General features: G+C 38.8%; 9 protein-coding genes. All 9 read right to left on the bottom strand.

Annotated elements, in window-relative coordinates:
- Window position 1: 1 nt before the first annotated feature.
- Window positions 2-1,435, bottom strand: a complete 1,434-nt coding sequence (locus I8751_RS26970) for an O-antigen ligase domain-containing protein (RefSeq protein ID WP_214442159.1) — start codon at window positions 1,433-1,435, stop codon at window positions 2-4.
- Between the two features lies 1 nt (window position 1,436).
- Complete coding sequence (locus I8751_RS26965; RefSeq protein ID WP_214442158.1) at window positions 1,437-2,393, bottom strand: glycosyltransferase; 957 nt, start codon at window positions 2,391-2,393, stop codon at window positions 1,437-1,439.
- Window positions 2,311-3,540, bottom strand: a complete 1,230-nt coding sequence (locus I8751_RS26960) for a glycosyltransferase family 4 protein (RefSeq protein ID WP_214442157.1) — start codon at window positions 3,538-3,540, stop codon at window positions 2,311-2,313. Before I8751_RS26960 ends, I8751_RS26965 begins: the two co-directional genes overlap by 83 nt.
- A gap of 270 nt (window positions 3,541-3,810) precedes the next feature.
- Window positions 3,811-4,809 carry a glycosyltransferase family 2 protein gene (locus I8751_RS26955; RefSeq protein ID WP_214442156.1) on the bottom strand — a complete coding sequence of 333 codons (999 nt, stop codon included), beginning with the start codon at window positions 4,807-4,809 and terminating at the stop codon, window positions 3,811-3,813.
- Between the two features lie 55 nt (window positions 4,810-4,864).
- Window positions 4,865-6,019 (bottom strand): glycosyltransferase family 1 protein, encoded by a 1,155-nt coding sequence (locus I8751_RS26950; protein WP_214442155.1) that lies wholly within the window; start codon window positions 6,017-6,019, stop codon window positions 4,865-4,867.
- An 89-nt stretch (window positions 6,020-6,108) separates the two neighbouring features.
- Complete coding sequence (locus I8751_RS26945; protein WP_214442154.1) at window positions 6,109-7,272, bottom strand: glycosyltransferase family 4 protein; 1,164 nt, start codon at window positions 7,270-7,272, stop codon at window positions 6,109-6,111.
- A 30-nt stretch (window positions 7,273-7,302) separates the two neighbouring features.
- Window positions 7,303-8,142: a hypothetical protein gene (locus tag I8751_RS26940; protein ID WP_214442153.1), complete on the bottom strand. Its 840-nt coding sequence runs from the start codon at window positions 8,140-8,142 to the stop codon at window positions 7,303-7,305.
- A gap of 311 nt (window positions 8,143-8,453) precedes the next feature.
- The gene (gene hepA / locus I8751_RS26935) at window positions 8,454-10,304 is read right to left on the bottom strand and encodes a heterocyst formation ABC transporter subunit HepA (protein ID WP_214442152.1); all 1,851 of its coding nucleotides are present in this window, start codon (window positions 10,302-10,304) and stop codon (window positions 8,454-8,456) included.
- Window positions 10,305-10,484: 180 nt separating this feature from the next.
- Window positions 10,485-11,249, bottom strand: a complete 765-nt coding sequence (hepC, locus tag I8751_RS26930; protein WP_214442151.1) for a heterocyst development glycosyltransferase HepC — start codon at window positions 11,247-11,249, stop codon at window positions 10,485-10,487.
- Between the last annotated feature and the right edge of the window lie 707 nt (window positions 11,250-11,956).

Below are 11,956 nucleotides of genomic sequence, written 5' to 3'. Positions count from 1 at the left end.
CCTATCTAGTCATTTCTTGATGTTGATAATATTTATGAGCTGCCATCGCCATCGCCAAAAATCCCCAAAGAATCATGCCAGAGATACTAAGCATTCCACTACTAATGATTAATTGGGCACAAGAACTAATACCAATAGCACGGGCAGCACTGACAAAACTATCAAAACGAGCTTCAGTATGCTTACTCACGCTGACAAGCAACAAAATTAATCCACCCATATATGGAATGGCTCCAAACCAGCCGAGGGTGAAAAACATATCTAAAATTCCACTGTCAACCACAAATACTTCGATTTGACCAGTTTTTTCGTTGACTTTCCAAGTATTTCCTAAACCGCTACCAAGACCACTAGTTAAGGCCAAACTGAGATTTCGGTCATAGTTACCCGATCTATCTTTAAAGCTAGTATCTTCTTGCAGATTAGAAAAACTTTCCAAACGTTCTGTAACAACCGTAGAAATAGGCTCGATGTTCACCAATGGCACGACACACATTGCCATGACTACAATTATGGTAATTAAACGCATTTGAATACGGGGCTTTACCGAGCCAAAAATCATAATTATTCCTAATAACCAGCCGCCCCAACTACTACGTACTTGTGCCAATAAAAATGACAGATAACCAACTGCTGAAGCCGGAAAAATTAAAGTTCCGGAACTGGTAAATAGTAACAGGAGACCCGTTTGCATGACAGAACCAAAGGGGCCAGCTGAATGCAGAGTACTCCACACGCGCATCCCAAAAGGTTCAGGATCTCCAGAACTAGTGAACATTTTTGATTCTGTCAGCCAGTACCTATCCCACTCAGGTGCCACCACAAATTGATATATTCCGTAAGCCCCCATGAGCAACACACCCCACAGGAATATGCGCTGAAGGTTTTGGCGATAGCTGGGATAATCTCGCCAATTCACAAATAAGTGAAAAGCAAAGATGATGGGACTGAGCCAGTCTAAAAAGCCGCGTGCTACGGGTATCGGTGTGTTATAAACTAAACCCACTAGAAAGCCATAGAACACTCCGAAAAACGCCAAAATGAATGGCAGCCCACCCTGATGCACAGTGCGAGGAAAGTGTTTTAAGAAAGTTACTATAGTCACAAACACCACTAAATAAGGTGTTATGAGCATCTGACGGGTAGGATCCCAACCAACTCGATAATCAACTAGGCGGGTGGCAAAAGGCGTGAGAAACCATACCCACCAAGTAAAGCCGATATAGAGAATGGGATGGCGCAAGTATAAAAACACAGCTACAACCAAAGCTGTTACTGGATAAACTAATCGCAGTATGGCAGCCGCCCCTGCAAAATAGAAAACCATAGTCAGCAGCAGAAAGCCTAGAATAGCTATCCAACCCTGTAGCGATCGCTCTTTAGGAGAAAAATGTGTTTGCGAAAAACTATTAAAAAGTATCTGATTAGAAATCATACTAATTTTGAATTTTTAATTGTTTATATGTCTGCCATCCTTGCCAACGCCCACGCCAAGATGCTAGACATTTTTTAGTTGCTAGTTGGCCTTGGCTGGGTAAAAGTCTCAGCCATTGTACTAAGCCAAAACTATCTCTTGTTCCTACTAATATGGCCCAGAGCAAAAATACAAACCGACGTAAAGGTGGCAGATACTCTAGTAAAGCTAGAGTTTCATTATGAACTAAATTAATAAAGGCAATTTCATTAAAATTATGACGCTGATCTTCATCGAAACGTTGTGCTGGATAGTGATCGACAGCAACGCTGGGATCATAAATCATCTTCCAGCCAGATCGTTTCAAAAGCAAAGTAAATGCCATTTCAAAGTGTACTTGCGCTCCTGTACCCCGCATTCGCTCATCAAAGCGTAATTGTCCGATGTTTTGGGCAGGTTTTGCCAACGCCTGGGTACGAAAACTCATGTTCACGCCTTTAAGAACATCGACTTCGCGAGGTTCTCCTATTCCTAGGTGATGGTTGCCAATCACGCGGCCAAACCACTGCAACTTACCTACTACCTGACAGGAGCCGTTTTCTAATTTATTGCTTTGGTATATCCAATCGCGTCCACCCACTCCACCAATGCAACTATCAGAATGAAAGTGAGCAGTAATTTTTTCTAACCAATCAGGATGGGGTGCAGCATCATCATCGGTAATCGAAACGATATCTCCTTTTACTGCTGATAGTCCAGCGTTAAGGGCGGCGACAACTCCCGGTTGTGTCACCTTGACAGTATGCAGTGGCAGATTGTGTGATTTGAATTGGTCAAGGAATTGCCAAGTTTCAATATCTGTATCGCGGACAACCACTATCACCTGATCAACAGGTTTAGTTTGTACCTGTAGCGCCAAAAGGCAGCGTGATAGATCTAGAGGACGGCGATAAGTTGGTATTAGCACAGTGTTTCTCATGCTTGATTAACTCCTCAAATAGATCCATATAAGTTTGTGCCATAGTTTTCCAGCTATACTGTTCTGCAACTAAGCGCGCTGCTTTACCCATTTGTTGCATTAGTGAGCGATCGCTGTTTAATAATTTGAGCGCCTGTGCCAAAGTATCAACATTGTTACAGTCAGGTAAAACAATGCCACACGCTGGAGTCACAATATCAGCAGCACCCGTCGTTGTAGCAGTAATAACTGGTAAACCTGAAGCCATCGCTTCTATCACCACTAGTCCAAAAGGTTCATAACGCGATGGAAAGACAAATAAATCGCTTGCTCGCATAATCTCGGCAATATCACGACGATATCCTAAAAAATGCACGCGATCGCTTAACCCCAGAGAGGCTGCTAATTGGGGAAAGGTGCTGTCTTCAGTACTCCCGACTACTGCTAAATGTAAATGGGGAACTTTCGCCAAGGCGTGTAACACCGTATCTAAGTTCTTCCTCGGTGTACGGATATCTCCGGCAAATAAAGCTAAAGTTACATCTTCCGGTAGACCTAACTTTTGGCGATCGGCTAAACCAGGGGTAAATTCTTGTAAATCAACACCATTGACAATCACGCGAATGCCAGAACGAGGCACACCAATGTTGACTAATTCTTCGGCAACTTTTTCAGATACCGCCACAACGATTTTTGCTTTTTGGAAAGCTCGTTTTTCCCAATGAGCATTTAAAACTGTATATATCCACTGGTAAAAACCGTAAACCTCGCGGTGGAGGTGGGAAATATGAGCAGGCGTAGACGTAAAGCGGCTTGTCGTCAGACATCGCAGCCAAGAACTATGAACAAAATGTACAGCGTTGACATCGGCAGCCACTGTAGTAATTGCTCCGTTGACTTTTACTAAATCAAACTCAGAGCAATGTTGATGTAACCAATTGGTACTTTTTTGAGCAAATACAAAGTTACGAATAAATTCAGTAGGATAACCTTGAACTGGAATTTTAATCCAGTTCATCTGACTATTTTGTTCTAACTCTGGTGCTACATTACTTGCTATTAATGTGAGATGATGACCGCGACGAATTGCTTCTTGAGCAACTTCATAGTTAACTCTACCTTGACCATCGCCTTTTTGAACTTTATGGGTAACAATACAAAGTTTCACACATCACCTACCTTAAATATCTTAGGGTTGAACGCTACGCGGGTTAGTTGTCAGTTGTTAGTTGTCAGTTGTTAGTTGTCAGTTGTTTTAAGAGACTTCCAAATTAAAAACCTTCAAAAATTTCATAATTTTTTATGTGTAATCTTAAAAAATTTTTGCTACTGACCACTAACCACTAACCACTGACCACTAACCACTAACCACTAACCACTAACCACTAACCACTAACCACTGACCACTAACCACTAACCACTAACCACTGACAAAACTCTATATATTTTTTGATACTCCCAGAAATTGATTGGCTAATAGTTGCGGTGTAAAACTAATAGTCAGAGCCACTAAAGTTCGTAAATTAAATTTTTGTTGACTTAATGCTTGCCAAAGATAAGGGCGTGCTGCTGCTATTTGTTTATTGCGTAGTAAACCAATTCCTAAAGTTGTATGAGCTTCCAAATACTTTTGCTGAAAATATGGTCTAAATTTTCTTAAACGTAGATCCTCAGCAAATATTTGGTAGCAAAACATTTCACTTTTAGCTTTGCGAATTTTTGCTTGAACATTACGGCTACCACTGAGCATGGTATCAGTTTGTTCATGATTGCGATAACGCGTTAATCTTTCGGGATAATAGTAAGCGCCGCGGCCAGATACACAACATAGGTAGGTTAAATATAAATCCCACATGCCACCAACTTCTGAAGGAATACTATCCCAATCAATAAAATCATTACGAATCACACAAGCTGCTGCGGCTGGTATGCTTTTATCAACTAAACCTATTTGGCAAAAATTTTGATAAATTCCTTGTGCAAGTGTATCTCGCTTGTAAGATCGTGTATTTTCTTCAGTTGCGGCATAATTAATTTTGCTCTTTGCATCAATGATGTACTGGTCACAAAAAGCTAAAATTAATCTAGAATCTGCTTCTAAATGTGGTACAAGCTTAGCTAAAAAATCCTCGTTCCACATATCATCATCATGGAGACTGGCAAGGTATTTACCCTGTGCCATATTAAAAGCGGACATTTGATTAGCAAGCATCCCAATATTTTGCTGTTGTCGCCAAAATTTGATGCGTGGATCTTGGAAAGATTCGACAATTGCTTGAGGATTTTCCAGACTACAGTTATCAGAAACAATAATTTCAATATTTTGATAAGTTTGTTTAACAGCGCTAGCGATCGCCTGCTTGAGATACTCTGGTCGATTATAAGTAGGTATAACAACACTGACTAGTGGCTCTGATAATTGTACGTTGTTTGACATAGATACCATTAATTATATTTTGAGATTGATTGGTAGAGAATTTGGCAGATGTTTTTTACACTTTACTCACAGTTTCTACTTTGGAAGCATCAGTAATTTTCGCTTGAGAAATCGTCTCTAAAAAGCGTAATGCTGTAGGTACAGGACTGTAGTGTTCTAGTGCCCAAAGTCTACCTTGAATAGCAACTCTTTCTAAAATTTCTGGGTCATCAGCTATTTTATCTATGGCTGCTTGGACATTATCTAAATCTATGCCGATATAATGCTGCCAATTCTGTGGCATTACAGGTAGAGAGATACCATATTTCTCAAAATCTACATGAAAGGTAGCGCATCCAGCTGCTAATGACTCCCAAAATCGCCAACTATCCCATTGCACAATTGTTTTGGTCTTTAATCTCAGACGACTCAAAAGATGTTTGCCACTCCGATTAATTAAATTACCTGGGTTATTAGGCCAAGAAGGAACAAAAAATCCTCCAAAGCAAGCACATGCCATTGAATCTTGGAGACGTTTATAATAGGTCGGGTAGTGGCGACCGCCTGTTTGCAACCATTGTAGATAATGATAAGAATCTGTTGAAAGGTTATGAGGATTATCTACACTATTATCGATTTGTAGTATTTTACTAATGTGAGGCATAAATGAGCTACAACTAATATTTCTGACTGGATGACCAGATTTCCAATGTCGGAAATTAATCAATATTTGTCTTTTTCTCTGTTGAAAATTTGGTGCAGCATTAACTTCTTGCAATATACGATTGCTCAGACCAAAAGACCAAGGGTAGAAGTTATTACCATAATTTAATTTTTTATTAAAATGATTTCTAAAAATGAAATCAAATTGTCTAAATTCTGGTTTTTCAATGTATGTTTTATCACTGTCATCTCCATCTAGGTATACAGTTTTATATTGACGTTGGGGATGAAATAAGGTAGGTGGTAAAGGGTATTTTATATTAAACCAATTATTAGTTAATACTACGATAGAACAATCATCAGCAGTGATATCAGGATGGTGATTAAAAAGATATTCTGTTTTTTCAGGTGACTCCTGCCAGTAATTGACATTTGAAAAAAATGGTATTCCAAGTTCCCGGAAACCTTCTACTAAACAAATTAATAAATGTTGAAATTTATCTCCTTGGGGTATTCCTATTCTGGGGTCACAATAAAAATATATTGTGTCATTCCAATCAGTAATCATATTTTTGAATTTAGTATTTTTCTGGAATATACGAACTATTAATTAAACCAATAAAATCAGGTATGAATTTCATGGATGCATTGAAATTGCTATCTAAAGCAAGAATTTAAATAACTAGCATCAGAAGTTTTACCATGAAAATCTGCGATAGTTTTAGCGTAAATTTTTTCCAGCCGTTGGACGTGAACATCAATAGTAAACTCTTGCTGGAACCAAGCTTGAGCTTGTTCACCCATCAGTCGGCTTTTTTGATAATTTTTTGCTAATTCGTTGATGGCAGCAGCTAGCTTTTGAATACTATTAAGGGGGACTAAAATGCCTGTTTCACCATCTCGCACATGTTCAGGAATACCGCCGACTGCGCTAGCAATTATTGGTCGATAGTGAGCATAGGCTTCTAGAGTTACAAGACCTGCGGGTTCAGGCCAAAGGCTAGGAAACACTACCGCCAAGCACTGTTGATAAAGTGCAGCTAATTTGTCACCATCGCACCAACCATGCCAAGTAATGCGATCGCTTAACCCCATCTGATGTGCTAATTTTTCCATGTTGGGTTTACCCCAACCATCGCCAGCAATATCGAGATGGATTCGTGGGTCGGTTTTTGCTAAGGCTTTGATTAGCCATTCAATGCCTTTGTAAGGAACAATGCGACCAGCAAACAAAATTCGCTGATTTTGATGAATTTCCCGATTTAAAGGTGCAGTAGCGCTTTTTGGTGGTTGAACGCCACAGCGGAGTGTTACCACCCGTTCAGGTGATAGACCACTACTAATAATTTGCTGACGCACATAATCACTATTAGCAATCACCGGAATTTGCAGTTTTTTGAGTGTCTCTAGAGGATGGGAAGCATTCTCCCAATTTTGAAGAATATTTTGTGGACGGCGACTACCACAGCCGTCTATTAAATGTCCCCAAGCACATCCTAGAAGATTCATTGAGCGATCGCAAAGTTTACCGCGATCTGCTAAATATTTTGTGCCACTAGGGCAGTAAATAGAGTGATTGTGCAGAGTAAATATTGCCGGACACTCTGAACGCAAATCCATTAACATTTCTAAATCGTGGAGGTGAAGCAACTGAAACTGACTTTGATCGACACTTTTCAAATCAGTAATGATGCGATTGCTCACGCCAGGAATATGCGAAAGCACTAAAGAAGCTACATAAGTTTCAATGCCGCCACCTCCTGTAATGTCAGCTTGAGAACAGTGATAGATCATTTTTGTATCAACTACTGAATTATTCATATTTAACTTAATTTTTTGCTTCTTTATGATTTATTTACCTACACTCAACCAAAATTTATGCCTAACGTCACTGACATAATGTCTTAAACTGATTTCTTTTTTGGCAAGTTTATCTAGATAAATAAACTGATCTTCTACACTAAGAACATATTTATGAGAACACAGAGGTACACCATGATTGTGGTGAATTGTTAAATGTACAATTGTTTGCTCTGTAAAATAAATCGGAGGTTCTTGAAGATTAGCCAAACGTTCTATCGCAAAACTCCAATCTAGTTCTTGCTTAAATAAAATAAATCCTCCGTTGACTGGATTCAACTTTTCAGAGTCGTTGTAAATCAGACGTTGATCAAGGGAAATAGAACAATCAGGTAGATAACGAGAGTATTTATCATCTGAACTACTTACACCAACTAAGTCAAGTCCTCCGGGAAAAAATAAAATATCTGAGTCTGTGTAGATAGTTGCACCATTCACAGGAATTGACATTAATGCAGATAATTTTTTACCCATTGGATGTAGCTGGGCATAATCCCAAACGCATTGAGGCAAATCCGCCCTCAGCATTTTTGTTAAAGGTATCACTTCAACACAAGGATGAATACGGCGCAATAAATTACAGCTGGATTCGGTGTAGCTACCATCAGAGATGACAGTAAATGTTTTGGGAATGCCAACGTGACGAATAAATGAACGAATACTTGCTACTTGTTCTGGTAAGTCACGCTCACAAGATAAAGCATAGACGCTTATTGGAATTTTTTGAGTTGCTTTGATAGGAAAACTAACTATTTGGTTCAGCGCTGCTTTGTATATATGACGATTAGCTTTTCCTTGGATTTTGGCGGTATGGTAGCCTACATTTACCATTGATTTTTCCTCAAAAATTATAAATTTGTTAGTTGTTAGTTGTTAGTTGTCAGTTGTCAGTTGTCAGTTGTCAGTTGTTAGTTGTCAGTTGTCAGTTGTTAGTATCAGCGATGCACTGAGCTTGTCGTTCGCGGAGCGTCTCGTAAAGCCTGCGGCATAGCTACGCTTAGGGCGTAGCCTCTCGTAGAGAAGAGAAGTGTTCTTTTTGATCTGGTTTAATACCCCAATGCCATAAGCACCGCGCTTTCTCACTACTAACCACTAACTACTGACCACTAACCACTAACAAAACTCACTTGTGGATAGAGTTTTTATCCTGCTTGACCCATTTCGTATTGCATTTGGTGATATTTCCAAAGCTTCCCTTGCAATTCCAATAGTTCTTGATAGTTACCTTGTTCTACTATCCGTCCCTGTTCTAGAACTACAACTTTATCTGCTTTGGCAATGGTAGAAAGACGGTGAGCGATCGCAATTACTGTCCGACCTACAGCTAGTTTTTCTAAAGACTCTTGAATTAAACGCTCAGTTACAGAATCTAAGGCGCTGGTGGCTTCATCCAAAATCAGAATTTCTGGATCACGTAGCAAAGCACGAGCGATCGCAATCCGCTGGCGTTGTCCTCCAGATAACCGCATACCCCGATCTCCGAGTTGTGTATTAAAGCCTTCGGGCATTTCTTGAATAAATTCTAGGGCATTTGCTAATCGAGCAGCTTCTCGAATTGCCGATCCATGTGCCCCTGGTGTACCGTAAGCAATATTATTCCAAACGGAAGTGTTGAAAATAAATGTATCTTGACTAACAACAGCAATTTTGCTTCGTAGTGAGCTGATTTCAAATTCCCGCACATCAAATCCATCAATTAAAACATTACCTTCTATAGGATCGTAAAAGCGGGGAATTAAATCTATGAGTGTACTTTTACCTGCACCAGTTGCTCCGACTAGCGCTGTTGTCTTACCATTTTCAATGCTCAGGGTAATGTTATTTAAGACTAAATTACTGGCATTGTAACCAAAATCTACAGATACTATATCAATTGAATGTTTGAATCCTGTAAATTGAAGTCTACCGTTTGGTAAATAATATTTGTTATCAGTTCTCACCAATTCCTTAATATTATCGGCTGCTCCTTGTAGTGTACTCAAGTGCGCCCTAGTACCATTAATATCTTGGACGATTGGGACGACCCGAAATAGTACAAAGAAGAATGTCAATAAAGAAGCTACTTGTAATGTTCCATTGACTACAAAAACAGTAAACGCAAAAACAATCATACCAATCAAAATCGTACTAGCTATAGCTTCAGCTAGAGGTCTGACCAGTGCCCATGTTAATACAACCTTAGTAGAAGTGCTAACTACTTTATCACTAGCATTATAAAAACGCTGCCGTTCAAAGTCTTGAGTACCGAATGCTTGTACTGTTCTGATGCTATTAATAAATTCTATTGCTGTTGAGGTAAAGTGACCATTAGCAATGGAAGTACTAAAACTTGTTTCTCTAGCTCTAGAATTTAGTGTTGATAATCCTACTCCTACAAGGGTAAATAGTAATAAAGAAGCAATTGAAAGCTGCCATGATAGCAAGAACATTGAGATAAAATAGACAGTAGCTGTCATGGCTCTAGTCATTAAAAAGGCTGTGCCGCTAAACCACTGCTTAATTCTTTCAATTTCTGTAGTAATCGTATTAATCAGTTCGCCAGAACGAGTTTGAATAAAGTAGCTGAGTGGTAGTGATTGCAACTGTTCAAAAATTTGTTTACGCAGGCGATCGGCTAAATGTAATTGAGTTATTTCTGTGTATACCTGGGCTAAATAGTTGAAACCAGCACGCATCCAGGTACTCAATAAAATTAAAAAAGATATACGGTATAATCGATTAATTGCTGAAGTATTAGCGGCTAAAATCAAAACATCAAACCACTCTAATCCTGTCCGAACGGGTGCAGCATCAGGATTAGTTAAGCTTTGTAAAAATGACAGTAAAAAACCGATACTAAAACCTTCAAAAGTTGCTGCTAAAAATGAAAATATTAATGCTAAAATAGTAACTTTTCGGAAATGCTTAAATTCTCGCAATATCAAATAGTTTTTTTGCCAAAAATTAGTAGCTCTAAATTGATTACGGAGTGGTTGAGAAATTTGAAAATTCATGGGTATTCTTTAACAAGCTTAGGTAATTCAGGTAAGTGGCTACAGATAATTAGCTGACTACAAATAAAGTTAGCTAGTTAGGATGATCATTTGTATTTATGAAATACAAATGATTTTATCCTTTATCCTTCGAAATTTAGATGACATCCCTCACAAAAAATGCAATATCTCGGCGGTAGATTATAGTGTTTGGCTATCCAAATGCAACAGATTAGCATCTGTTTGTACATCCCATGAACTTGTAATTACTGGTAGTTTATTGAGTTGTCTTTGTCCGACTAAGCCAAGATGTATTGCATCTTCTAAAGTCCAACAACAAGAACTGATCAAACTCATTTCACCCCGTAGCACATTGAATAGCTGTGGTAAATTGTCCAAGCCATATTTACGCATCCAACGCCCTAGGGGTGTGATATTGTGCTTCGCTTTTGTATTAAACTTGATTGCTCGAAAGAGTCTACCTCGTTCGCCTACATGCCAGTCACGGGAGAACATTGATCCTGATGATTTAATTTGCATCAGCATCATTAATCCCAGGATTATTGGACTCATTAACAGCAACAACACGAAAGCTAAAATCAAATCAATTAATCTTTGCAACCACCTCAAAGATTGGCTACCTTGTTTGGGCAATTTTTTACCTGAAGGTATGCGGAGGAACATTGGTTTATGAGCTTGTTCACATGCGTCAGCCCAAAACCGCAACCAAGCCTCACCAAGTTTTGGATCTATACTTACTAAAGTTACAGGTGAATGTTTCAAACATTCTATTAACAATTGCTCGTTATCTACAGAAGGTAAATATGGCTGTTTTGCTTGAGTTGTAGACTTCACCAACAACTGACCCCGCCGCCACTGGAGTGTGCAATATGGAGAACGATGATCTTGGGGTTGTTGGGGCGCTGTATAGTAATTCTGTAGAGTGCGAATTATTGAAATTGTCATATTCCTTGAGATTTACACAATAGGAAATTGCTGGTTGATATCAAAGCCTATTAATGCCAAAGACTCCGTTTTGAATCCTGTTTGGTTTCCAAAAACTGTAGATAATTGCGTGCCCAAATATACCTTTTTAACCTGCCTAAATGGCAAGTACACATCTTTGGAGTTTCTGTTGTTTCAAGATGTAGCAACGACAAAAATAATGAGTAGATGGGTAGCAATTAACATTTATGGAAAACTTGTGGGGAAACAGGGGGTTTCTCTGAAGGAGTCAGTAATAGTGGGGAGATGCAGAGTCAAGTCGCCCCATTACTCTATTACTTGGTAACTCCATGTCTATGTTTAATTGCGCCTGCCTACTTCTTGTTTAGATAAAACTAATAGAACCAGTCCACTCTTGTTGTTTAACTGTTTGGGAGGAGTTTCAATATCTAGGATATAAGACTCTGTAGAAGTGACTATATGCTGAAATAGATTCTTTATTTACTCTTTAAAGAGCCGTGGCTTTTACTAGCTAATTATAAAGGTCTCGTGAACATACTTAATTATAAAGGGTGATTGCACAATTAATTTTAACCATAAAAAAGTTTAATTATTACAAACATTTTTGCCAACTCAATTAACTAATTTTTTTCTCAAAAGCACATGATTTAAATCAAACGCAACTATGTATTTTATCTAACTAAAATTCATAATTTTTGAGGCAATTC

The organism is Atlanticothrix silvestris CENA357, assembly GCF_016056295.1.
Classification (GTDB): Bacteria; Cyanobacteriota; Cyanobacteriia; order Cyanobacteriales; family Nostocaceae; genus Atlanticothrix; species Atlanticothrix silvestris.
Note: the sequence above shows the minus strand (reverse complement) of the source record. Positions and strands in the feature narration are given on the sequence as shown.

Coding starts and splice junctions, on each gene's coding strand:
- I8751_RS26970 (WP_214442159.1), bottom strand. CDS start 1,435: ATGATTTCTAATCAGATACTTTTTAATAGTTTTTCGCAAACACATTTT.
- I8751_RS26965 (WP_214442158.1), bottom strand. CDS start 2,393: ATGAGAAACACTGTGCTAATACCAACTTATCGCCGTCCTCTAGATCTA.
- I8751_RS26955 (WP_214442156.1), bottom strand. CDS start 4,809: ATGTCAAACAACGTACAATTATCAGAGCCACTAGTCAGTGTTGTTATA.
- I8751_RS26950 (WP_214442155.1), bottom strand. CDS start 6,019: ATGATTACTGATTGGAATGACACAATATATTTTTATTGTGACCCCAGA.
- I8751_RS26945 (WP_214442154.1), bottom strand. CDS start 7,272: ATGAATAATTCAGTAGTTGATACAAAAATGATCTATCACTGTTCTCAA.
- I8751_RS26940 (WP_214442153.1), bottom strand. CDS start 8,142: ATGGTAAATGTAGGCTACCATACCGCCAAAATCCAAGGAAAAGCTAAT.
- hepA (WP_214442152.1), bottom strand. CDS start 10,304: ATGAATTTTCAAATTTCTCAACCACTCCGTAATCAATTTAGAGCTACT.
- hepC (WP_214442151.1), bottom strand. CDS start 11,249: ATGACAATTTCAATAATTCGCACTCTACAGAATTACTATACAGCGCCC.